At 65.8% G+C, this 23,350-nt stretch carries 20 protein-coding genes; 6 read left to right on the top strand and 14 right to left on the bottom strand.

Features of this window, described 5'->3' with window-relative positions; genetic code table 11:
* Positions 1–702: 702 nt before the first annotated feature.
* The 6 genes from ACQP1T_RS08155 to ACQP1T_RS08130 form a co-directional block, all read right to left on the bottom strand.
* Positions 703–1,581 carry a sirohydrochlorin chelatase gene (locus ACQP1T_RS08155; RefSeq protein WP_433759333.1) on the bottom strand — a complete coding sequence of 293 codons (879 nt, stop codon included), beginning with the start codon at positions 1,579–1,581 and terminating at the stop codon, positions 703–705.
* A complete protein-coding gene (locus tag ACQP1T_RS08150) occupies positions 1,578–2,819 on the bottom strand; it encodes a uroporphyrinogen-III synthase (RefSeq protein ID WP_433759332.1) in 1,242 nt (413 codons plus the stop codon). The genes ACQP1T_RS08155 and ACQP1T_RS08150 overlap by 4 nt, the downstream gene beginning before the upstream one ends.
* Before the next feature lie 2 nt (positions 2,820–2,821).
* Positions 2,822–3,268, bottom strand: a complete 447-nt coding sequence (gene nirD / locus ACQP1T_RS08145) for a nitrite reductase small subunit NirD (protein ID WP_433759331.1) — start codon at positions 3,266–3,268, stop codon at positions 2,822–2,824.
* 64 nt (positions 3,269–3,332) lie between these two features.
* Positions 3,333–5,882, bottom strand: coding sequence for a nitrite reductase large subunit NirB (gene nirB / locus ACQP1T_RS08140; RefSeq protein WP_433759330.1), 2,550 nt, complete (start codon positions 5,880–5,882; stop codon positions 3,333–3,335).
* Positions 5,883–5,908: 26 nt separating this feature from the next.
* A complete protein-coding gene (locus ACQP1T_RS08135; RefSeq protein ID WP_433762079.1) occupies positions 5,909–7,372 on the bottom strand; it encodes a nitrate/nitrite transporter in 1,464 nt (487 codons plus the stop codon).
* A 250-nt stretch (positions 7,373–7,622) separates the two neighbouring features.
* The gene (locus ACQP1T_RS08130; protein ID WP_433759329.1) at positions 7,623–8,882 is read right to left on the bottom strand and encodes a CynX/NimT family MFS transporter; all 1,260 of its coding nucleotides are present in this window, start codon (positions 8,880–8,882) and stop codon (positions 7,623–7,625) included.
* A gap of 65 nt (positions 8,883–8,947) precedes the next feature.
* Between ACQP1T_RS08130 and ACQP1T_RS08125 the strand changes: the two genes are divergently transcribed.
* The 5 genes from ACQP1T_RS08125 to ACQP1T_RS08105 all read left to right on the top strand — a co-directional run bounded on the left by ACQP1T_RS08125 (position 8,948) and on the right by ACQP1T_RS08105 (position 13,135).
* Complete coding sequence (locus ACQP1T_RS08125; RefSeq protein ID WP_433759328.1) at positions 8,948–9,619, top strand: FadR/GntR family transcriptional regulator; 672 nt, start codon at positions 8,948–8,950, stop codon at positions 9,617–9,619.
* Positions 9,620–9,806: 187 nt separating this feature from the next.
* Positions 9,807–11,291, top strand: coding sequence for an MFS transporter (locus ACQP1T_RS08120; protein WP_433759327.1), 1,485 nt, complete (start codon positions 9,807–9,809; stop codon positions 11,289–11,291).
* Positions 11,292–11,426: 135 nt separating this feature from the next.
* Entirely contained in the window at positions 11,427–11,693 is a 267-nt protein-coding gene (locus tag ACQP1T_RS08115; protein WP_433759326.1) for a hypothetical protein, read from the top strand.
* Positions 11,686–12,225: a GNAT family N-acetyltransferase gene (locus tag ACQP1T_RS08110; protein ID WP_433759325.1), complete on the top strand. Its 540-nt coding sequence runs from the start codon at positions 11,686–11,688 to the stop codon at positions 12,223–12,225. Before ACQP1T_RS08115 ends, ACQP1T_RS08110 begins: the two co-directional genes overlap by 8 nt.
* Positions 12,226–12,292: 67 nt before the next feature.
* Entirely contained in the window at positions 12,293–13,135 is an 843-nt protein-coding gene (locus ACQP1T_RS08105; RefSeq protein WP_433759324.1) for a hypothetical protein, read from the top strand.
* Positions 13,136–13,149: 14 nt separating this feature from the next.
* Here ACQP1T_RS08105 and ACQP1T_RS08100 read toward each other — a convergent pair whose 3' ends face one another.
* The 7 genes from ACQP1T_RS08100 to ACQP1T_RS08070 all read right to left on the bottom strand — a co-directional run bounded on the left by ACQP1T_RS08100 (position 13,150) and on the right by ACQP1T_RS08070 (position 21,938).
* Positions 13,150–14,256 carry an SCO2521 family protein gene (locus ACQP1T_RS08100; protein ID WP_433759323.1) on the bottom strand — a complete coding sequence of 369 codons (1,107 nt, stop codon included), beginning with the start codon at positions 14,254–14,256 and terminating at the stop codon, positions 13,150–13,152.
* Position 14,257: 1 nt separating this feature from the next.
* The gene (locus ACQP1T_RS08095; RefSeq protein WP_433759322.1) at positions 14,258–15,274 is read right to left on the bottom strand and encodes an SCO2522 family protein; all 1,017 of its coding nucleotides are present in this window, start codon (positions 15,272–15,274) and stop codon (positions 14,258–14,260) included.
* 46 nt (positions 15,275–15,320) lie between these two features.
* Positions 15,321–16,235, bottom strand: a complete 915-nt coding sequence (locus ACQP1T_RS08090; protein WP_433759321.1) for an SCO2523 family variant P-loop protein — start codon at positions 16,233–16,235, stop codon at positions 15,321–15,323.
* 3 nt (positions 16,236–16,238) lie between these two features.
* A complete protein-coding gene (locus ACQP1T_RS08085; protein WP_433759320.1) occupies positions 16,239–18,083 on the bottom strand; it encodes an SCO2524 family protein in 1,845 nt (614 codons plus the stop codon).
* Between the two features lie 295 nt (positions 18,084–18,378).
* On the bottom strand, positions 18,379–19,230 hold the full coding sequence (locus tag ACQP1T_RS08080; protein ID WP_433759319.1) for a TIGR02569 family protein: 852 nt from the start codon (positions 19,228–19,230) through the stop codon (positions 18,379–18,381).
* Positions 19,231–19,488: 258 nt separating this feature from the next.
* Positions 19,489–20,673: an adenylyltransferase/sulfurtransferase MoeZ gene (moeZ, locus tag ACQP1T_RS08075; RefSeq protein WP_433759318.1), complete on the bottom strand. Its 1,185-nt coding sequence runs from the start codon at positions 20,671–20,673 to the stop codon at positions 19,489–19,491.
* Between the two features lie 140 nt (positions 20,674–20,813).
* Positions 20,814–21,938, bottom strand: coding sequence for a DUF3152 domain-containing protein (locus tag ACQP1T_RS08070; protein WP_433759317.1), 1,125 nt, complete (start codon positions 21,936–21,938; stop codon positions 20,814–20,816).
* 284 nt (positions 21,939–22,222) lie between these two features.
* Here ACQP1T_RS08070 and ACQP1T_RS08065 point away from each other — a divergent pair, with 284 nt between their 5' ends.
* Positions 22,223–22,888 (top strand): TetR/AcrR family transcriptional regulator, encoded by a 666-nt coding sequence (locus tag ACQP1T_RS08065; RefSeq protein WP_420772032.1) that lies wholly within the window; start codon positions 22,223–22,225, stop codon positions 22,886–22,888.
* Between the two features lie 72 nt (positions 22,889–22,960).
* On the opposite strand, the gene ACQP1T_RS08060 is transcribed toward ACQP1T_RS08065, so the two are convergent.
* Positions 22,961–23,188 (bottom strand): DUF3107 domain-containing protein, encoded by a 228-nt coding sequence (locus ACQP1T_RS08060; protein ID WP_062984284.1) that lies wholly within the window; start codon positions 23,186–23,188, stop codon positions 22,961–22,963.
* Positions 23,189–23,350 lie beyond the last annotated feature (162 nt).

Here is a 23,350-nt window from a genome sequence, read left to right as displayed (position 1 = left end):
AGGCCCGCGTCGGCACAGTCGCCGGACGCTCGCGGCAAGCCGCCAACAGGGCCACCGGACGCTCGTTCACGGTGACTTCGAAAGTCTCACCCGCCGCAGCACGTCATGAGATGATCGCCCAGTTCACGCACCGACACCCGCGCAGGCTGAGACATGAATCCAGCGTAGCGATTTCGCTAGTGCTTATCGGTCCGCAATCGAATAGCGCGTGCGCGAACCAACTCTCGGTCGGCACATAAGGAACGACCCACCGAGCACCGACTCCGGCCGTGCCCGAGTCTGGGCCGCCTTGTCGCACAGGCTCGAGCACGTCGCATAGCAGATGACTACCTCACAAAAGGTAGAGGTTGTGCGAGGTAGTGACGGCTTCTGCGCGACGTAATCGATATCAACCCGACCAGCGCCGTGCCCTATGCACCCGCGCTTGTCGGACACTCGAGGTGCCATGAGCCCGACCTACACTGTGATGCGGCCCGTGGATGCCGAATAGAAGGGGTGCAGGTGCGACAGTGGGTCGCCCCGCACCACACGCTAATTCCCGGCCTCGGGCCAACCCGGCCGCGGCGTGCTAGCTAGTGCGGCGCCCAGGTAGCTGACTGCTCGCCGAGCGCAGTGACACGGCGGTCGAATGCGGCGTGGGCGACCACCATTCGACTACGCTCGGCGGAACTCCCCGGGATATGACAGAAGGTATCTGGGGGACTAGCGCCCGCTTGTAAGGCGCGCACGGACCAACTCGCGTGCGGCGGTGCGATATCGGTCGGCGATCAGACGGACAACCGCCGGGTGAACACCGATCGGCTCAGCAACACCATCAGCTCCCGCATCGTGTAGGCGCTGCTGGAACAGACCATGTGCCAGCAGATACGAGGCAATGAAGACGCGTTTTGCACCCGATTCACGAAGTTCGGCGACAACTTCCGGCCCACGCGGCGCTCCGGTGGCGACGTAGCCGATGCGAACCGGCACACCGAGATGTTCGGCCAGCATGCCCGCGGCGCGCCGAACATCCTGGCGCGCACGGGCATCCGATGATCCGGCCGCCGCGAAGACCACCGCGTCACCCGGACGCCAGCCCGCGGCACGCAGCCGCATGGCCATGATGCGGGCCAATGCCGGATCCGGTCCCATCGTTGGCGTCACCGCGACCTCGGGATGACCGCTCTCGGCCACCTCACGCGGCACATCCTGATACACGTGGTATCCGGAGGCGAGGAACGCCGGAACCACAACAGCGGGAACGGATTCCCCGTTGGCGTCCGTCAGATCGCGCAACACCTCGGACGGCGACGGTCCGAGCACATCCACGAAAGCGGTACGCACCCAGGGCTTCTCGGCTGCCTCCGTGCCACGAGCGACGGCGCGAGTTTCGCAAGCCGTGGAGGTATCGGCGTCGCGCCCCGAAATCGCGACGCCGAGCTCAGCCACCCCGCTTGCTGTCATGCCCCCGCGCTCTACCACCCCACCGGCTGCCGTCCTGCTGAACTCATCAGCCACCGCCTCCGCGAGCGCGGCGATCATCTGCACACCCCTGGTGCTCCTGGTGCCGTGTGCGACCAGGACCAGGGCCGGAGCCGTCACCAGCTCCCCGCAGGCTGTGCGTACCTCGGCGCGCGGGCCGGGGTACCTATTCCGGCTACCGGCGCGCGACCGGTTGCGGCGGTGCGCGGAAAGTCATCGGCGCAATCCGCGGCGTCCAGCGCCAGTCGATAGCCCCGTTTGACCACGGTCTGAATGGCTTTCGGGGTGCCGAGACCGGCGCGCAGCCGCGCGATCGCGGTCTCCACGGCGTGCGTGTCGTCACCGCCGCCGGGCAGCGCCGCGAGCAGATCCTCCCGGGACACCACCCGACCGGGCTGCCGCGCCAATGAACGCATCAGGGCCATCGGCGCGGGCGCGAGCTGACGCACCGAACCGTCGACCACCACGCACGCCCCGCGCACGCTGATGGCGTGTCCGGCGGCCTGAATTCGATTGGCGCGCCGCGGCAATTCCTCGGCGACGTGCCGGGCCAGCGCACCGAGGCGCGCCCGTCCGGGCATCGAGGTCGCCACACCCAGTTCCTCCAGCGGAGCCGCGGTGATCGGTCCGACGCAGGCGGGCAGCACCCGTCCGCGCAGCGCGTGCAGCACACCCTCCAGCAGTCCGGTTTCCTTGGCGCGCATCAACATCGACGCCACCGCGGGCGCGCTGGTGAAGGTCACACAGTCCAGGCTGGAGGTGATGACGCCCTCGATCAGATTGTCCATCGGACCCTGATCATCCGGCGGCACCCAGCGATACACCGGCACCGGAATGACATCCGCACCGGCACAACGCAAGACCTCGCAGAAGTCGGGTACCGGCTCCCATTCGGTTGTCGCGCCGTGCAATTGGACCGCGATCCGCACACCCTCCACGCCCTCGGCGAGCAGGTGGTCGAGCACCTCGGCGGAGGATTCCGACGCGGGCGACCATTCCTCGCGCAGTTCGGCGGCACGGATGGCGCCCTTGGCCTTCGGCCCACGCGCCAGCATCCTGGTCGAGGACAGCGTCAGCCGCAGATCCTCGGCGATACCCCAGCCCTCGGCCGCTTCCATCCAACCGCGGAATCCGATGCCGGTGGTGGCCACCACGATCTGCGGCGGAGCGGCAACGATTTCGCGGGTCACCCGCTCCAACTCGTTGTCGTCGGCCAGCGGGATGATCCGGATGGCGGGAGCGGCGACGATACCGGCGCCCCGTCGGGTGAGCAGCGTGGCGAACTCATCGGCTCGCCTGGCGGCCGTGACGCCGACCGTGAAACCAGCCAGACAGGCGCCCGTATCGATTGTCGTCATGCTTATCCACCGTCCGCGGCGACGAGCCCGGCATCGACCGGCTCATTGGAAACCGAAACGATGCCGTCCTCGATGCGAACCGCGTAAACCGGCAGCGTCGCCGAATCGTCGTCCAGGCAGTGTCCGTCCAGCAGTGAGAACGCCTGCTTCAGCAGCGGTGAGGCCACCACCGGAATGCCGCCGCGGTCACCGACGATCCCGCGCGACATCACTGCCGCCCGGCCGATCGGATCGATATTGCCGACGGCGGCGAGGGTGCCGTCGGTCATCAGGAACAGGGCGGCCTGACGGCCGCCCTTCAGCAACACGGCGACGCCGCGGCCGGGAATCAGGTAGTCGAGTCGGCACGCCTGCGTCCAACCCGAAGGGAATGGCAAGTCGGCGGAGCCGAGGGGGTGGTTGAACCCAGTGGTAGGTGTGGCAATGCCGGGGGTATCCATCACGGTCATCGGTGTCATCCTCCAAACGCCTTACCCATTGGTACAGGCGTCCTGTTTCTTCGGGGTTAAGCGGCTATTGCCCGCGTGTGGCGACCGGGATTTCCGGTATGCCGAGCAACACAGGGACCTTCCGTTCCCCGGTCTGATCGAACGAAATGGTCGGATCGGCCTCTTCCGGTGCGTTGACGAAGGAGACGAAACGCGACAGTTTCTCCTCGTCCTCGAGCACCGCGGCCCATTCGTCGCGGTAACCGGCGACATGCTGGGCCATGGCCGCCTCCAGATCCTCGGCGATACCGAGGCTGTCCTCGCACACGACCTGCTTGAGGTAATCGATGCCACCCTCCAGCGCCTCCTGCCACGGCGCGGTGCGCTGCAGCCGGTCGGCGGTGCGGATGTAGAACATCAGGTACCGGTCGATGTACTTGATCAGCGTCTCGTCGTCGAGTTCACCGGCGAGCAGTACCGCGTGCTTCGGGGTCAGACCGCCGTTGCCGCCGACGTACAGGTTCCAGCCCTGCTCGGTGGCGATTACACCGACGTCCTTACCGCGTGCCTCGGCACATTCCCTGGCGCAACCGGAGACAGCCAGCTTCAGCTTGTGCGGCGAACGCAGGCCGCGGTAGCGCTTCTCCAGCAGCACGGCCATGCCGACCGAATCCTGCTGACCGTAGCGGCACCAGGTGGAGCCGACGCAGCTCTTCACGGTGCGCAGCGATTTGCCGTACGCGTGCCCGGATTCCATGCCGACATCGACGAGGCGCTGCCAGATCTGCGGCAACTGTTCGACGCGGGCGCCGAACAGGTCGATGCGCTGACCGCCGGTGACCTTGACATAGAGGTCGAATTCCTTGGCGATCTGACCGATGGTGATCAGCTGATCCGGGGTGACCTCACCGCCGGGCATCCGCGGCACCACCGAGTAGGTGCCGTTCTTCTGCAGATTCGCCAGGAAGTGGTCGTTGGTGTCCTGCAGCGCGGCCTGTTCGCCGTCGAGGATGTGATCGCTCGAGGTGGAGGCCAGGATGGAGGCGACCGTCGGCTTGCAGATATCGCAGCCGGTGCCCTTGCCGTGCTTGGCGATCAGGGCGGAGAAGGTGCGAATGCCGGTGACCTGGACGATCTGGAACAGCTCGGCCCGCGACTGCGAGAAGTGCTCGCAGAGCGCCTTGGACATCTCGACGCCGGACTGCTCCAGCAGCTTCTTGAGCATGGGAACGCAACCGCCGCAAGAGGTTCCGGCCGAAGTGCACTTCTTGATACCCGCGATATCGCAGGCGCCATCTTCGATGGCCCCGCAGATCGCGCCCTTGGAAACGTTGTTGCAGGAGCAGATCTGGGCATCGTCGGGTAGCGAGTCGGCGCCGAGTTCGGCACCGGCGGGCGAGATCAACGCGGCCGGTTCGGCGGGCAGCGGACGCCCGACCAGCGGACGCAGCGCCGAGTACGCGGTCGCGTCGCCGACCAGGATGCCGCCGAGCAGGATCTGCGCGTCATCGGAGACGACGAGTTTCGCGTAGGTGCCCTTGGCGGCGTCGTGCAGTACGACCGATAGCGCGCCCTCGGTGGTGCCGTGCGCATCACCGAAGCTGGCCACATCGACGCCGAGCAGCTTGAGCTTGGTCGACATATCCGCGCCAGGAAATTCCCCTGCGCCACCGAGCAATCGGTCCGCGACGATCTCGGCGGTGGTGTAGCCGGGAGCGACCAGGCCGTAGCAGACACCTTCCACCGCGGCGCATTCGCCGATCGCGTAGATATTCGGATCGGAGGTCTGCAGGCCGAGGTCGGTGATGATGCCACCGCGCGGGCCGACCTCGATGCCGCTGTCGCGGGCGATCTGGTCGCGCGGACGGACACCGGCGGAGAAGACAACCAGTCCGGCCTCGATCACCGAATCGTCGGAGAGCGTAATCTTCAGGCGCTCAGCCACTCCCGCGTCCGCGACGGTCTCGATCGACGAGGTGCCGACACCGGTGTGCACATGCAGCCCGAGATCGGTGACCAGCTTCTCCAGGATGGCGCCACCACCCTCGTCGACCTGGGCGGGCATCAGCCGGGCGTTGAACTCCACCACGTGCGGCGTCATACCGAGCAGGCGCAGCGCATTGGCCGCTTCCAGACCCAGCAGACCACCACCGACGACCACACCGTGCGCACCGGGTCCGGCCGCGGCAGCAGCGGCGCGGATGCCGTCGAGGTCATCGATGGTCCGGTAGACGAAGCACTCCGGCAGATCGTGACCCGGCACCGGCGGGACGAAAGGGTACGAACCGGTCGCAAGCACCAGCGCGTCGTAGGCGATGGTGTCGCCCGCCGAGGTGCTGACCTTGCGCGCCTCACGGTCGATGGACTGCGCGGACTGGCCCAGCCGCAGCTCGACCAGCTCGTCACCGGCGTATTCATTACCGGGCAGCGCCAGCGCGGTGGCATCCCAGTTGCCGACGTAGGACGAGAGTCCGACGCGATCGTAGGCGGGCAGTTGCTCCTCGCTGAGGATGACGACCTGCCACTGGCCTGCCTCGTCCCTGGACCGCAGCGCCTCGACGAAGCGGTGCCCGACCATGCCGTGGCCGACGACCACGACGGTCTTGCGCTGGGTTGGGTCGACTGTCGAGTTCATGACTGTCCTCCGATGGTGATAGGGCGTCAGGCTCGGGCCGACGTGCTGCTGGACTGGGACGGGTTGGCTGCCTCGGCTTCGAGCACGAGCGCCTCGGCCTCCACGACGACCTGGGAGTCGACGCCGCCGCGCGGGCGGCGCAGGAAGACCAGCCAGGTCACCGCGGCGCAGGCGACGTAGAAGGCCATGAAGACCCAGAAGGCGGTGGTGGCCGATGCGGTCGAGGCGTAGGAGGAGCGCAGGACCAGGTTGATCGCGACGCCGCCGAGCGCACCGATCGCACCGACGAATCCGATGAGCGCACCGGAGGTGTTCTGCGACCAGGCGGCCTGGGTGGTCGGGCTCGCGTCCAGTCCCTTGGACTTGGCGTCGAAGACCGACGGGATGATCTTGGTGACCGCTCCGTTGCCGATACCCGAGACCACGAACAGCGCGATGAATCCGACGACCAGCGCCACCATCGCCGCACCGCTCGGCACGCCGCCGCTGCGGTCGCCCGCGGTGCTCGCCACGCCGACCAGGACAGCGGCCGCGGTCATCACTGCGAAGGTGTAGAAGGTGACCCGGCTGCCGCCGATCCGGTCGGCCAATTTGCCGCCGTACGGGCGGGCCAGCGAACCGAGCAGCGGACCGATGAAGGCGATCTGCGCGGCATGCAGTGCGGCCTGCGCGGCGGTGTCGCCACCGGCCTTGAAGCTGATCTGCAGCACCTGACCGAAGGCGAAGCTGTAGCCGATGAACGAACCGAAGGTGCCGATGTAGAGGAAGGCGATCGCCCAGGACTGCGGCACCTTGAGCGCCGTGATCATGTAGGTCAGGTCGGCCTTCTGGTTCTTCAGGTTGTCCATGAACAGCGCCGCGCCGACACCGGCCAACGCGACGAGCACCAGGTAGATCGCGCAGATCAGCGAGGCGTAGCCGTTGCCGAGGGTGGCGATGACCAGCAGACCGACCAGCTGGATGACGGGTACGCCGATATTTCCGCCGCCCGCATTCAGCCCGAGCGCCCAACCCTTGAGCCGCTGCGGATAGAAGGCATTGATATTGGTCATCGATGAGGCGAAGTTGCCGCCACCGAATCCGGCGAATGCGGCGACCACCAGGAAGGTCGTGTACGAGGTGCCCGGCTGATTGATGAAATACAGCGTGAGCAGTGTCGGAACGAGCAGCAGCGTGGCACTGAAGATGGTCCAGTTGCGACCGCCGAAGCGCGCCGTGGCCACGGTGTATGGAATGCGCAGGAACGCACCGACCAGCGTCGGCATGGCGACCAGGAAGAACTTGCCCGCCGCATCGATGCCGAACTTGTCGGTGGGCATGAACAGCACCATGACCGACCAGATGGACCACACCGAGAACCCGACATGCTCGGCGAAAACCGACCAGATCAGATTCCGCTTGGCGATGTCTTTGCCACCGGCCTCCCAGGCCGCGACATCCTCGGCATCCCAATGCTCGATGTTGTGGTTACGCGTCAGCGTGCTCAACAGGGGCCTCCCAAAATCGGTTAGCCCCACGGTAGGAAACGGGTATTGCCGAAATGCTGCCCCAAATGACCGTCAAATCAACGGTTGCTCACGATTCCCGGGACGGCCGGGTGAGTTCCAACGAAATGTTTCGCGCATGTCACACACCGGTTTCCGCACGTCACAAACAGCCGATCTTCGAATTACCGGCTGGTGAGGTGTGACGCGGACAGCATGCGCGCCGGCACACCACCTCGCAACTCGAACGGTGCGATCAATTCCAGGTGTCTTCGAGCATGCGCGGTTTGCAGGCCTGCCATGCGCCGATCAGCAGCACAAGTACCGCGAGGACCAACATTGTGAACGGCGCGGCCCAGCCCGCGGTCGCGCTGTGCAATATGCCGAACAGCACCGGACCGACGCAGGCCACCGCATATCCGACGCCCTGGGTGAAGCCCGACAGCGCGGCCGAGCCCTGCGGGGTTCTGGTGCGCATATTGATCAGCGTCAGCGCCATCGGGAAGGTGCTCGGGCCCAGGCCCAACAGCACCACCCACGGCAGCGGCGCACTCATCGGCGCGATCAACAGTCCGGCGAATGCGGTGAAAAAGAAGACAGCACAGCCGACCACGAACGGGAACGGATTGCGGAACCGCGCGACCACCGTCGGCGCGGTGAATGCCGACACCAGACCGACCAGCGCGAACACACCGACCATGGTCCCGCCGAATGCGGCGCTCGCCCCCGCCTCGGACAGGATCTTGGGCAGCCAGGTGAACATGGCGTAGGTGGTCAGCGAGGTCATGCCGAACATGCCCGCCATGCCCCAGGCCACCGGCGAACGCCACACCTTCCCCGTGGGCTCCTCACTCCGCGGCGGCAGCGCGGTGCCGTCGACTCGATCGTGGCCGCGCCGATCGCGCAGCACACCGAGCCACGGCAGCGCCGCCGCGAACCCGAGAATCGCCCACAGCCCCAAGGAGATCCGCCAGCCGTGCGCCTCGGCAACCGGCACCGCGATCAGTGCGGGCACCACGGTGCCGAGCTGGACCATGGTGATGTACAGCGAGCTGACCACCGCGAGCCGGTCCGGGAAATACCGCTTGACCAGCGGCGGAATCACCACGTTGCCGATGCCCATACCGCCGAGGGCCAGCGCGGAGAAGATCAGCAGTTCGGCCGTGCCGCCGACCACCGCCCTGATCAGCATGCCGAGTCCGGCCATCAGCATCGCGACCAGTGCGGTGCGCTCGAGTCCGATCCGGCGCACGAAGAGCGGGGTGAGCAGACCCGAAACCGCGAACATCAGCGTCGGGATCATGCCGAAGACACCCACGACGGCCGTCGAGTAACCGATATCGGCGCCGATGCGCTCGGCCAGCGGTGAGAATGCGGTGACGGCGACCCGGAGGGTGAGCGCGGACATCACGATGGCGGCGAGGACGAGCAGTCGGCCTTCCGTCAGTGCACGTTTGCGCCGCTCGACCCGGACGTAATCCGGGCGAGTGCTGATTTCCGGGAGAGTCGCAGTCACCGCGAAATCATAGGATGACCCGATGATGGGAGGCAAGGATTTGTGATGGGCGGTACTCTGATGCCGTGCAACCCGTCCGGCGGACCAGCCTCATTGCCCAGGTAACCGAGCAGCTGCGTGCCGAAATTCGTTCCGGCCGTTGGCCTATCGGCTCCCGAATCCCGACCGAACCGGAGCTCACCGAGCTCACCGGAACCGGGCGCAATACGGTGCGCGAGGCGGTGCAGGCGCTCGTGCACGCCGGGATGCTGGAGCGTCGCCAAGGCTCGGGCACCTATGTCATCGCGGCCTCGGAGGTCGGCGGCACCCTCGCGAAGTACTTCGCCGATGCGGAGGAACGCGATGTGCTGGAGCTGCGCATGGCCCTGGACACCAATGCCGCGGCATTGGCCGCGCGGCGGCGCGACGAGACCGATATCGCGAATCTGCGGCGGCTACTCGAGGAGCGCAGCCAGCAGCACTGGGATGAACAGAACGTCGCGGCCATCGAAGCCGATGTGGAACTGCATCGCGCGATCGTGGTCGCCAGCCACAACGCGGTATATCTGGAGTTCTACGATTCGCTGCTGCCGATTATCGAACAGGTGATCCGAGCGCGGTCCGCGAAATCCGACGATGCCTACGACGCGGAGCACAATGAATTGGTGCAGGCCGTTATCGATGGCGATCCGGACCGGGCGGCGCAGGCCGCGCAGTGCTTCCTCGCCTCGCTGATCGCCGAATATCCGGACCGCTGAATTTTGGTCATACGACCGGAAACTCGCGCGGCCGACAGGTAACCAATAGGTCACCGAGCGGCTCGCCACCATGTGAGTCGGAATTGCCTGGAACGTCACTTCAGGCCATTCACCCGCAACAACCGGCTTCTACCTTTGTCTCGACCGCAGCTCGGCGAACCCACCGAGCCAGATCGAGAGGAAGCCGATGACTGCCGCAGTAGCTGCCACCGGCCAGCAGTCGGACACGCCAGTATTCACGCACCAGAAAACGGGGCGCTGGCTGGATAACTGGGAACCGGACAACACCGAATTCTGGGAATCGGGCGGCAAACTCACCGCCCGCAAAAACCTGATCTTCTCCGTCTTCGCCGAGAATCTCGGCTTCAGCATCTGGGTCATCTGGGGCACCGTGGTGACCAGCATGGGCCTGGCGGGCTTCGACTTCCTGGCCGGACTCGGCAAGGGCAACCCGACGGCGGTGAGCAATGCCCTGCTGCTGACCTCGACCCCGACGCTTGTCGGTGCCGCACTGCGGATTCCGTACACCTTCGCCATTCCGAAGTTCGGCGGACGCGCGTTCACGGCGTTCAGTGCGGCCATGCTGCTCATCCCGACGCTGGGCCTGGCCTTCTTCATCAACCACCCCGGCACCCCCATGTGGGTTTTCATGATCCTGGCCGCCCTGGCTGGTTTCGGTGGCGGTAATTTCTCGTCGTCGATGGCCAATATCTCCTTCTTCTTCCCGGAAGGGAAAAAGGGTGCGGCCCTTGGCATCAACGCCGCGGGCGGCAATCTCGGTGTGGCGCAGACCCAGCTGGTGCTGCCGCTGCTGATCACTCTCGGCACGCACCTCATGGCCAAGGACGCGGCGGGCTACCGCTTCGGCATCACGCTGTCGGTGCTGGTCTGGGTGCCGTTCATCCTGATCGCCATGTTCGGCGCGCTGCGGTACATGGACTCCATCAGCACCGCCAAGGCCGACGGCAAGTCCTACAAGCTGGCGCTGACCAATAAGCACACCTGGGTGATGTCGTTCCTCTACATCGGCACCTTCGGTTCCTTCATCGGCTTCTCCTTCGCCTTCCCAACGCTGATCAAGGCCAACTTCCCGGATCTGGCCAAGATCGGCTGGATCACCACCCTCGGTAACCTCGCCTTCCTCGGCGCGCTGGTCGGCTCGTTCAGCCGTCCGTTCGGTGGCTGGATCTCCGATAAGGTCGGCGGCGCCAAGATGACCATCTTCGTCTTCGGCGGTATGGCGGTCGCCTGTGTACTGATCATGGCCGGATTGCAGGCCAAGAGCTTCCCGCTCTACCTGATCGCCTTCCTGCTGCTTTTCGTGCTGACCGGTATCGGCAACGGCTCGACCTACCGGATGATCCCGTCCATCTTCAGCGCCGAGGCCAAGAAGTACGCCTCCGAACACGGGCTCGACCTCACCGACGCCACGGCCTCGGCCAAGCGTCAGGCCGGTGCCGCGATCGGTGTCATCGGCGCGATCGGCGCCTCCGGCGGCTACCTGCTCCAGCAAGCACTTCGCCTGTCCAACATCAACTTCCACAGCATGAACCCGGCCTTCTGGGCCTACGCCGGCGCCTTCCTGGTCATGGCCGCGGTCACCTGGTTCTTCTACCTGCGTTCCTCCTTCGCCGTGGCCCGCGTCCCCTCACTGGCCTACGCGAACGTATAACCACATCACCCGCTAGACCCGAGTGCCGCGCTGGACGAGGTCCCCAGCGCGGCATTCGGCCGTCCACATCGAATCACATTGCTATGGTGGATATCACGCCGAGTCAGTAGGCAGCGCGAGGGGGGCTCCGGCGAGATGGCATACATCCGAATCTCGAACGCATCCGATCTCGACGAGCTGAATTCGGTGGATGCGCAATGCTTTCCACCCGAGGCCAAGGTCCACGAACCCGCATCCGAACTGCGCGACGGCCGAAAATTCGTCTCGGCGGACGATGACGAGGAGAGCAGCGGCCTCATCCACTTCGGCCGCATGTACCGCCAGCACAATCCGCGCGCCGACTTCCTCATCACGGTGCCGTCGAGCGGGTTGGTGGCGATTCGAGAGGTGAGCAGTGGATAAATCCGAGGGGGCGGGGGAACCGGTGTTCCGGACCGCGCGATTGGCCGATCTCGACGATATCGCCGCGCTGGAGCGGGAACACTTCGGCGACCTCTGCTACCCGTATGTGACGCTGCGGCAACTCTTCGACCTGCACGGACCCGATTGGGTGGTGGCCGAAATCGGCGGCAAGGTGCGCGGATACGCACTCGTCGGTATCGGCACTCGCCGCCGCGGCTGGGTAATGGGTCTCGCGGTCGCGCCGAACTACCGCAATCGCGGCCTCGGTCGCGCGCTACTGGACCGTGCCGTGACGAGTTGCCGCACCGCACAGGCGGATTCGGTGTACCTCACGGTGCGACCGACCGATCAGCGCACCGTCAAGCTGTACAAGAACGCCGGATTCCGTTGGGCCGGATACGAACAGCGCTACTTCGGCGCGAACGAACCGCGAGATGTCCTGGTGCACCGCATCGATCGCTGGCCCACCACCTCGCAGTTCCCTGGACCGAATGACAAGCGCTGGCTCAAGGGCGGCCGCGCGCCGGATTGATAGTCGAATGTCGTTGGTATGGTGGAAGTCACGTCCAACGTGACGGCTGCACCCGGGGGAATACACGATGACCGAATACGCGGGCCTATCCCAACTCTCACCTGCGGTCAGTTCGATGACCATGCTGATCGGTCGGCATGCCGACCGCTACGCCGGCGAGATCGCCGAATACTTCCAGCAGGCCGGGGCCGAGTCCGAACAGCGGCTGCTCGACTCCTTCAACACCCACGTCGAGACATTGGAGCTCGACTACGACCCGGGGAAGATCTCCCAGCCCGGCGACAGCCTGGTCTTCTCTCATATCTACGCGGTGGCTCAGGAACCCGACGCGGACGCCGACGGACCACTGCCCGCCCTGACGGCGCTGCTCGCCGCCGAGGTCGAATTCCGCGGACCACGACGGCTCAGCCGCACCCAGAACACCCGGATCGCCGAAATCTATGAGCATCTCGGTCGCGCGCTGGTCGCCGCCGACCTGCCCCAACATGCCGTATTGGCCTTCAAACGCGCGGTGGGACTGCACCGGGTCGAGGAGGACTTCGATGCGCAGGACCGCTGCGGACACGCCTTGGCGCAGGCTCGCTGCCGCGCCGTCGATCAGGTCTGGAAGCGGATCCCGCACTGGATCCTGGAATGGCTGTGCGGCTATGGTTTTCGGCCGTTCCGGTTGCTCGGCTGGATCGCCGCCGTCCTGCTCATCGGCACCTTCGTGCTGTGGGCAACGGACGGCCAGCCCATCCCGACCGCGCTGCACATGTGCCTGATCAACTATCTGAATCCACTCGGGCTCGGCGATCTCGAGGACATCATGGGCGCCGGACGGACACTGCTGGTCATCGAGGCCTACGCCGGACTCGTACTCAACTCGCTGTTCTTCGCGCTGCTGGTCCGGCGATGGTTCCGGATCTGATGCCGCCGCATCGGCTAGTCCGCGCTGTAGTCCTCGGTGCCGATCCTGGTGTGCCGCACCGCGTCCAGGGTCGCCACCAGCACCCGATTGTGCAGCTGATCGATCAGTGCCCGCCGCCCCGCGGTGAAATCCGGATCGGTGTTCAGCTGTGTCCACAGCCCACGCAGCGCCGGTGGCGTATGCGCGCCGGGCACCCACAGATGTGCCAGGTGGTGCAGCACCGGGGCCAGCACCGCCACCGATTCGGCACTACCCGGTGCGAACAGATCGGACTGCTCCAGCGCCGCGGCGGTGACCGAAAGCAGCCAATCGTGCACCGCGAGATCCTCACAGAACCGCTGCACATCGGCCAGTTCCGCTTCGGTGCGCACGGTGATCAACACGGTGCGGACCGTATCGTCGCGCAACCGGAACCACACCACCGGCTGCGCCGGGTCGCCGATCCGCGCCGCCCAGCGCAGCCTGGTCGTTCCCGATTGCACCGGTGTGTTCTGGTCCAGGCGCTGATCCATCCGGATGCGGCCGAGCAGCCGATTGGCGATCGACGCGAGATCGAGAGTGCCCATCGGCGGCGGGCCCGCGGCCAGGAAGCCCTCGGCCAGCCGGACGCCGGTTTCCGCGGTGACCTTGGTGATCACCTCGGATACCCCGACCTGGCTCAGGTAGTGCGACCATGTCCGGCGCTGATCGCCAGCGGCGCGCACGACCCTGGTCCGTGCCGAACTCTGCAGCACCCGTCCGCCGACGACGACCGCATGCGTTGCCACCGTGCCGATCGCGCGCACGTCGGGATGCGACGGGGCGGCCAACCGACAGTCCACTCCCTCGGCGGTGGTCGGCGAAACCGCGAGCGACATCGGTCGCTCCCGCCACAGCATCGGACGACCGGGCACCAGCTCGAGCAGTTCCTCGAGATCACCGCGCGACAGCGGCGTCGCCGCGGGGAGCAGGCAGGTGTCCACCTCACCGAATACGACCAGGGGGCCGACGGGTGTCCTGGTCTGTGCCGCACCGGCGCGCACCAGCAGACGCACGGCTCGGCCGCGACGCAGCTGCCGTAGGTGCGGCGTCGAGCGGGCCGCGCGCATCCGGCGCGCGGCCGAATCGTTCGGTTCGTTCACGTCAGGATCCGTCCAGCAGAAAATGGGTGAGGCGTTCGGTCACCTTGCGCGATACGTCGATACCCTCCTCGGTGCCCCTGGCGACGATCTGGTCGACCACTTCGTCGTCGAGTTGGATGTGATCGAGTATTACCCGCACCGCGTGCTCGATACCCAGATATCGCTGCGGTAGCAGCGAAAGTGACCGATATGCGGCAAATGGTTTGGCCCGCGGATTCAGCTGGACCACCGCTGGCATCTCCCACCAACTGCCCGGCCACGGCACACCCGGCTGCCACGGCTGCGGCTCGACCACCGGCATACCGTCGAAACGCAGCATGCCGAGTCGAAGCAATTGCCAGATGGAGGCCAGATACGGGCAGGACCATTTGGTGAAGACTTCCTTGCGCCCGTTCACCTTTCGGGTCTGCTTACTCCACATTTCGACATCGAGGAAAATCGAGTGCTCGCGCCGCCCGAATTCCTCGGCCGGTTCGTACGGTTCGTCGTGCATGGCCTGCTCCGATGGATCATCGGAGGCACGTCGGCCATTGCACAGCCAGCCGGATTCCGCGGTGGGTGGCCTGCGGCCGTTCGCACCCTCGGGTGGTTCGGCCACGATGCGGGCGCGGACCAGTTCGGCCAGCTCGATACGCGGCGCGTTCACCGTGCCGTATTCGGCGGCCGGAACCTCCCAGCAGCCCGCCTCGCGCGCCAAATAGTCGATGGTCAAACCACATTCGTCGGCATTGCGCAGTAATTTGTCGAGGATTTCGCCGGGATTGGTATCGGACCGGAAATAGTCGTCGACCAGAAAGCAGGTGCTCACCCGGGCCCGCGGACCGAATTCGATTTTCGCGGCCTCGGTGAATGCCGTGACCAGCGGCACGATCCGGCGGAACTGCGTACGAATCTTCTCCTCGCCATTGGCCAGATCGTGCATATAGAAATGTCCGACCTCGATCGACACATGGGACAGCGGCACCTTGGCGACGCGCGGGTGCTCGGTGGCCTCGCTGTAGCCTGCGGCATGCTCCATGTGCTCGAAATCCCTTTCCAGGATGGTGTTCTCGAGTTCGGTCGAGTCAGATTCGGCGCCAGGTGGCTGGATCGAGCACCCGATCGGCGAGCGTGTCGAAGGCCTCGACGGTCGCCTTATTGGCAATTTCCTTCTGCACGTCGATGTCCAGAATCAGCTGTTCGCGCCATTGCAATACCGGCTCGACCGGGGTCTCGCCGAGCATCGCGCTCGCACCGACCTTGTTCGTCGATGCCAGCCGTTTCAACATGGAGTCCTGCTGGTGCAACCAAGCCGCCTGCGGCCCAGGGGATTCGGTCGCCTCGTTCAATTGCGGCACCGCGGTGCGCACGTACCTGATGTTGTCCAGCAGCAGCTCGGGATCGTGTCCGGCGCCCGCACCGCAATCGAGGATCCCGTACTGCCCGCGCACCAGACCGTGTGCGGCGATGATGTGCTGACGGGTCCAGCGATGAAATACCAACCAGCGCACGGTTCGCGCGGCCAGCTGCGGCAAAGCCGTTGCCTTGAGCGCGATTTCCATCGCCGCCGAACGTCCCGCGCTGAGGTCGACAATGCAGACGTCGAAGTCCTGATCGAGTTCGAGCAGCAATCTGGCGCAGTTGTCGAGGGTGGGATCATCGATCTTGGTGAACTCCGCGCCACCGGCATCGCCGGGCAATAGGAACAGCTTGCCGGTTCGGGTGCGCATCTTGCGTAATTCGCGCCGATCGGTGTTGTCGCGCACGTCGATTCGTGCGGCGACGCCCGCCTTACCGAGCAAATAGGAATGCAGGCCGTCGCCACCGGCGATTCCGCGCTCCACACCGCTGATCTCGAAAAGCGCACCCGCGGTGGGGGAACCGAAGTCGAAATCCAGATAGGCGACCCGCTTACCCCGCACACACATCCGATAGGCGAGATTGCAGCTGGTCACCGAGCGGCCGGTGCCGCCCTTGTCGGAGGTCGCGAACACGATCATGCGCTAGGGGTTCCTTGTCGCGTCGCGGCGGGCGGCGGCCAGTCGGTCGAGTTCACGCAGCGCGTCGAGGGCGTGCACGAAGGTGGTCGCGGAATCCTCGCGCACCAACCGCCTGGCCTGATCGATATGGTCCTCCACGCGATCGAGCGCGGCGCGGTTGCCCGAGGTGTCATCGATGCTGACACCGAGCATCTCCTGATCGAACCGATGCTCGGCGGTATTCAGCATGACCCGCGCGACGTCCTGCAGATCCGGCCAGTTGGGCGGCGGTTCGCGGTAGGTGCGGTCGGCGGCCACCAGACATTCGATGACGCGTTCGGTCATGTACCAGGACGGTCTGGTGACCTCTTCATCGCCGTTCTCCCCGAACGCACCCGCCGGATCGTCCCACAGTCCGGGCGCGCCGACCCGCAGCATGCGCCGATCCAGATGCTCCATCACGGCTTTGGCCAATTCCATCAACTTGTCGCGGGCCGCGACATTGTTGGACAGCCTGGCCGCCTGCAGCATTCGCTTGAGCAGCACCGCCGAGAAGTCCGAGACCTCCCACTGCAGCACCGGTCCGTCATCGACGCCCTCACTGCCCCGCAGGGTAAGCCGCACGCCGGGATTATGCAGCGCGACCGCCGGGTCATCGACCATGGTCCGGCGAATGATCCGGCCCCGCCCGGCCAATTCGTCGAAAATGGCCACGGCCCTTGTCAAGTCGTCATCGGAGGCGGTGCGTGCGACCAGATCCTGGATCAGTACCGCCGAGACGATGAGACTGAAGTAATCCGACTGCTCACCGTCGGAGGTGCGCCACGGAATATCCTCCAGCGGCCAACCGCCGGAGCCGAAGCGGGCGACCGTCGACCAATAGCGCTGGGTCAGTTCCCAGCGCGTGCGCAGAGCCTGCGCCAGCCGGTGCTGCTTCTCGTCGAGCAGACCGAGCTCACCGGTGCGCGGGGAGACCAGGTCGTTGATGCCGTCCAACGCGACGACCGTGAAATACAGATAGGGGCGCGGATCGGCGATGCCCTTCTCACTCGCGATCTGCGCCTCGACGAAGTCGACCTCGGTGGCGTCACGCGCCACACCCCAACTCCAACCGCATTCGAACAGCAGATTCTCGTCCTCGAGCTCCCGGACCGATTCCTCCTGGCCCAGGGTGACGTCACTGCGCAACCGCGCCCGCACCCGTTCCAGACTGCGCCGCACACCGTCGACCATGGCCTGCTCCGGTTCGCCGGTCTGGTTCAGCATTCCCAGTATCGCCTGTCCCTCAGGGGATTTCGGCTTCACGGTATTGACGACGAAGCTGCGGACCAGTCCGGTCATCGCCGCGGTGAGTCGCGCGCTGAGCTGCCCGGAGAGAATATCGATCCGCTGGGTCAGCTCCCCCGGTCGCGCCCAACCGCGGAAGGCGCGCAGGAAGCGCAGACCCGCCATACAGACGGTCAGCGACATCGAATACGAGTCGACGACCTCGATGCCGCGCTGTGCCACAGTGGGTTCGCGCTCATCGGCGGAACGCAGATAGCTGCCCGCGGAGAAGTTCGGCTGCCCGTCGTCCCGGGTGTTCTGCTCGATATAACGCTCGAGCAGCGACACAACGAAGCTGCCGATCTGCTTCGGACCGCCGAGCGGTTCGAGGACCGAACTGACGTCGTCCTCCATGCGATCCGGATTGTCCAGTGCGAAGATATCGATCTCGGTGGCCGGATACAGCAGGCAGAGCAACTGCTCGGAATCGCTGATGGAGTTGGCGTCCATCCGACCGCCCCAGCGCCAGTCCCTGCCATCCCAGCACGCGGCGAGCATGGCGCGCCACACATCCAGAATCTGTTGCCTCGGTTGGATTCTCACCTGCCGCCGTCCTCACCCCATGTCGCAGGCGCGCCGGTCCACACCGCGTCCACGAACGTCAAATTAGCACGGGCACAACGCTTACGCTGGCTCCCCGAGGGTCCGATCCGGTTCCATTCCGGCATCATCTGAATCGGTCGCCGAGCCGTCCGAACACGGGCAACCACACAGCATTCCGGTGGCCCGCAGAGCAGGTAAAACAATCCGCCTGATGGCGGTTGTCCGAGCATAAAACAACCCATGCAGCACACGAAGCAGATCGGGTAACCGAGCGATCGCGCGGCTGCGACGAAACTCAGAGCATCAGGCGAACCATATCCGCGGTCCGCGCCAATCCGGGGAACGCTTCGGGGGTCGAGCGGGGGTGCAGCGCATGCACAGCAAGCCGAAACATGACCGCGCGCAACAACATCTGTGGCCACTCGGGTAGATCCGACCAGCGATCGAGAAGGCCGTCGTCGGCGCCGCCCCAGGCGAGTGCGTCGACGACGATGACGCCGGCGGCCCATGGCGCCGGACGCCAGTACGGGGTGATATCGGTGAGGCCGGGGGTGAAGACTCCGGCGAAAAGTACCGTGCCGAACAGGTCTCCGTGTACCAGTTGGGCGGGGGTCTGCACCGGTTTGCGCAGGGTGGCCAGCTGGCCGATGAGTTCCATGCTGCGCTGACCGTCGGGGGAGGTTGCCGGGGTGATGCCGCCGGCGCGCAGACTTCGCAGCGGCACCGCTTCCCAGGCGGCGCGGTCGGCGGCGACGAAGACGTCGACATCGACCCAGGGGGCGACCGGTGGCTGAACCAGGAACCGGGGACGCTCCAGCTGCGCCGTGGCCTGATGTAGTCGCAGTGATACCGAGACGACCTCGTCATAGCGCGGCTCGGGCACACCCTCCAGATAGGTATCGGCGCGCCAACCGGAAACCACGTAGCGGCCGTCGGTGGCGCGCACCGGACGGGCCAGGCGCAGGCCGTCCACCTTCAGGGTTTCGCGGACCTTCGCCGACCATGCCGCCCTGGCATGGTCGGCGATCGGGCTCAGCACCACGTCGCCGAGCCGCCAGCCGCCGTCCCAGTCTCCCAGCGAAACCGGGGTCACTTCGCGCAGACCGAACGTGGCGCGCACGTGCTCGGGGGGTTCCACAGAAGTCACGGCCGTACGGTACCTGTGTTGATTTTGGCGCTCTGCTATTGGCCGCGCCTTCGGCGCGGCGTGTTCGCGGCCCCCTGGTGTCTCGCGTCCGAGCCGTCGAGACATACGACTGCGTCGTATGCGCTTCGACGACTCGGCTGAGTCGATGGCCGCGCCTTCGGCGCGGACGCGAGACGGGCCGCGAACGGGTCGCTCGTAAGACTCGCTGCGTGGTGGTTACGTCGGGAAGCAACCTCGCGGCGTGAGTACCCGGTCTAGTTAGTAGACCGGCAGTGACCTATCGACCTGATTCGCCCAAGCGACGATGCCGCCCTGCACGTGCGAGGCGTCGGAGAAACCGGCGTTCTTCAACACCGCGAGCACCTCCGCCGAGCGGACACCGGTCTTGCAGTGCAACACGATCGGCCGATTCTGCGGCAGATCCGACAGCGCCTCACCGGAGAGGAACCGATCCTTCGGGATGAGCTTGGCGCCCTCGATGTGCACGATGTCCCATTCGACCGGCTCGCGCACGTCGATGAGCTCGATCTCCTTGCCCGCGTCGAGCAGATCCTTGAGCTCGCGCGCGGTGATGGTCGAGCCCGCGGCCGCGGCCTGGCCCTCTTCGGACACCACACCGCAGAACGCCTCGTAGTCGATCAGTTCGGTGATCGGCTGACGTTCCGGATCGCGGCGCAGCTTGATGGTCCGGTAGTTCATGTCCAGTGCGTCGTAGACCATGAGACGCCCGAGCAGCGGCTCACCGATGCCGGTGATCAGCTTGATCGCCTCGGTCACCATGATCGAACCGATGGAGGCGCACAGCACGCCGAGCACACCGCCCTCGGCGCAGGATGGCACCATTCCCGGCGGCGGGGCCTCGGGGTAGAGGTCGCGGTAGTTGATGCCGCGGCCGTCCGGTGCGTCCTCCCAGAAGACCGAGACCTGGCCCTCGAAGCGGTAGATCGAGCCCCACACGTACGGCTTGCCCGCCAGCACCGCGGCGTCGTTGACCAGGTAGCGGGTGGCGAAGTTATCGGTGCCGTCGACGATCAGGTCGTATTCGGCGAACAACTCGACGGCGTTCTCCGGCTCCAGGCGGATCTTGTGCAGCCGCACGTCGATGCCGGAGTTGATCTCGAGGATGGAATCGCGCGCACTATCGGCCTTCGGACGGCCGATATCGGATTCACCGTGGATGATCTGGCGCTGCAGATTGGAGGCGTCGACCTCGTCGAATTCGACGATGCCGAGCGTGCCGACACCGGCGGCGGCCAGATACAGCAGCGCGGGTGAGCCGAGTCCGCCCGCGCCGATCACCAGCACCTTGGCGTTCTTCAGCCGTTTCTGCCCGTCCACCCCCAGGTCCGGGATGATCAGATGACGGCTGTAGCGGGCGATCTCGTCCTTGGTCAGCTCCGCGGCCGGTTCGACCAGCGGCGGCAGGGACTTCGGTGATGACACGTCCAGGGCTCCTCGAATCAATTGGCCGATCGCACTGTGGTGGCTCAGCGCCTAACTACTCAACACCGACAATCGGGCCGTTCTTCCCGACCATTGTCCCCTGACCCGACCGCGGCGAATAGACGGGGTCGCGCGCCCACTCAACCGCGCGGATACGGCCAGGGATTGAAGCGACAGCGCTTACCGTCCATCGGGACCACACCGTCCGGATCGAGGGCGGCGATGTCGTTGTTCTTGGTGCCGAAGGTCTGCTGCATCATCACCGGCGCGAGCCCGCCATCGGTCTCGCACGGCTGATGCTGGTGATAGCCGATGGCATGGCCGACCTCGTGGTTGACCTGGTACTGCCGATAGGAACCGATATCGCCCTCGAAGGCCAGCGCACCGCGGACCCAGCGCACCTCCGAGAGCACCACCCGGTGCAGATCGGCGTTGAAGCAGGAGGAGTCGATCGGAATATCGAAACCGCAGGCCTTGCGCGAGGATTCGCGGGAGGCGAGCGAAATGCGGAAGTCCGGCTGCCCCTGATCGATGCGCCGGAAGGCGAATTTGCTGTCGTGCGCCCAACTCTTGGGATTGCCGAGGGTGCTGTCGACCAGCTTGGCCACGGATTCGTCCCCGCCGAATCCGGAAGTGTCCACGCCGTCCTCGATTTCGACGGTGTACTTGAACTGGAATTCCGATCCGGTGCCGATCTGCCCGGTGGTACCCGGCACCACATGCCATGTGCCCGTGCCGTTTTCGGTGAACGGTCCGCCGTCGGGCAGCGCGCCGGTCGGCAGATTCGTCGGGAAGTGGCCGTCGCCGGGCGGTGCTCCGATGATGCCAGCGGAGGCCGCGTGCGGACTCAATCGTCCGAATCCCGGTGCCCCGCCCGCCAGATTCACCGGATCGGTGCCCCCGCGCACCGCGTCCGCGATCACCAGCACGGTCACCACGAAAAGTACGGGAAGTGCGTAAGCACGCCAACCATAGGTGTGGATGAAACGACCGACTGCGCTCTGCTTTTTGGCATCGCGCTCGGGTCTCGGTGCGCGGGAACGACTCTCGTCGGGGGCGGTGGGATCCCAGCGGGCCCGCAGCGGTTGATAGGAACGATCGACCAGTGGTTCGTACAAGCCGAGCGGGTCATAGACCTCGACACCGTTCTTATCCTGCGGTGGCGAACCCGATCTCCATTCGATCTCACCTTCGGCGCCGTCCCGGGCAGCGGCACCGTCTCCGGTGACTGCCCCCGTACGCACCTCGGGGCCTGGCCTTTCCACAGAGCCCGAGACTACGGAACCGGACGCGGCGGAGCCAGCCCGGCGGTGCGTGCTGCGCCCGCCGCCGGGAGGTCTTTCCGGTCGGTCGGTCACGTCAACCAGCGTCTCACAGGGCGCAATACCCTCGCCTCCGGTGTGCCTGCGCGACCGATCAGCTGCGATATATCTCACCGAGTGGACCGCATCGGCGGCCCCGATCGGCAGACGCGGTGCAACCGGGTATCGTTCATGGGATACCCGGTGTACACCCCAATTGCCGGGGCATCGACTGGGAGAGCCGAAAAATGACTGACCTCGTGGACCGGATGACGTCCCGCAGAACGTCGTCCGATGCCATGGCGCCGACCAAGCGCGGTACCCGGCTTCCGCGCGACGAGCGTCGTCAACAGCTACTCGCGGCCGCCAGTGAGGTGTTCGTCCAGCGCGGCTACCACGCCGCGGGCATGGACGAGATCTCGCAGTGCGCCGGAGTGAGCAAGCCGGTGCTCTATCAGCACTTCGCCAGCAAGCTCGAACTGTATTTGGCGGTGCTGCAGAACTACGTCGACATGCTGGTGTCGAGTGTGCGCCAGGCGCTGCGCTCGACCACCGACAACCGACAGCGCGTCCGCGCCGCGGTCCAGGCCTACTTCGATTTCGTCGACAACGAAATGCAGGGCTTCCGACTGGTTTTCGAATCCGATCTGATCAGCGAGCCGCAGGTGCAGCGCCGGGTCGAGCAGGCCACCGAGGCCTGTGTGGACGCGGTCTTCGATCTGGTCGCCCACGATTCCGGTCTGGACCCGTACCGGGCCAGGATCCTCGCGGTCGGACTGGTCGGCACCAGCCAGTTCACCGCGCGGTATTGGCTGGAGGCGGATCGGCCGATTCCGAAGGAAGAAGCGGTCGACACCACCGTCTCGCTGGCGTGGGGCGGTCTGTCGCACGTGCCGCTGCATCCGATCAACTGACCGAGCAGACGACAGAGCCCCCGCACTCGCCCGAGTGCGGGGGCTCTGTCGTCTGTCGTGCCGCGGTTCGGCTCAGACCGCCGCGAATCCGACCCGGCCGCCGGTGGCGGCGCCGATCTCGACGTAGGCGACCTTAGAGGCCTGGATCAGGAACTTGCGGCCCTTCTCGTCGGTGAGCGCCACGACGCCGCCCTCGCCGCTCAGCGCACCGGACACCAGCGCCTCGACCTCGTCCGGGGTCTGCCCGCTGTTGATCACGAGCTCGCGCGGGCTATCCGAAATACCGATCTTGACCTCCACGGCCAACCTCCGAACCTAGAGTCCTGTGTGCTGTCGAAATCAAGGCTAATGCTCCCCCGCCTCCCCGGATATTCAGGCGCCCACTAAGACCACGAAATCCACGTCGGCGGCCGGCGGACGGACAACTCCCCAGTTCTGGGCGTACCCGACGAGTTACCCATG

The organism is Nocardia sp. CA-135398 (genome assembly GCF_050955845.1).
Taxonomy (GTDB): domain Bacteria; phylum Actinomycetota; class Actinomycetes; order Mycobacteriales; family Mycobacteriaceae; genus Nocardia.
Note: the sequence above shows the minus strand (reverse complement) of the source record. Positions and strands in the feature narration are given on the sequence as shown.

Bases quoted from the DNA above. Each gene is read 5' to 3' on its own strand.
- ACQP1T_RS08115 (WP_433759326.1), top strand. From the start codon at position 11,427: ATGGCATACATCCGAATCTCGAACGCATCCGATCTCGACGAGCTGAAT.
- nirB (WP_433759330.1), bottom strand. From the start codon at position 5,882: ATGAACTCGACAGTCGACCCAACCCAGCGCAAGACCGTCGTGGTCGTC.
- ACQP1T_RS08105 (WP_433759324.1), top strand. From the start codon at position 12,293: ATGACCGAATACGCGGGCCTATCCCAACTCTCACCTGCGGTCAGTTCG.
- ACQP1T_RS08150 (WP_433759332.1), bottom strand. From the start codon at position 2,819: ATGACGACAATCGATACGGGCGCCTGTCTGGCTGGTTTCACGGTCGGC.
- ACQP1T_RS08095 (WP_433759322.1), bottom strand. From the start codon at position 15,274: ATGGAGCATGCCGCAGGCTACAGCGAGGCCACCGAGCACCCGCGCGTC.
- ACQP1T_RS08120 (WP_433759327.1), top strand. From the start codon at position 9,807: ATGACTGCCGCAGTAGCTGCCACCGGCCAGCAGTCGGACACGCCAGTA.
- ACQP1T_RS08065 (WP_420772032.1), top strand. From the start codon at position 22,223: ATGACTGACCTCGTGGACCGGATGACGTCCCGCAGAACGTCGTCCGAT.
- ACQP1T_RS08090 (WP_433759321.1), bottom strand. From the start codon at position 16,235: ATGATCGTGTTCGCGACCTCCGACAAGGGCGGCACCGGCCGCTCGGTG.
- nirD (WP_433759331.1), bottom strand. From the start codon at position 3,268: ATGACCGTGATGGATACCCCCGGCATTGCCACACCTACCACTGGGTTC.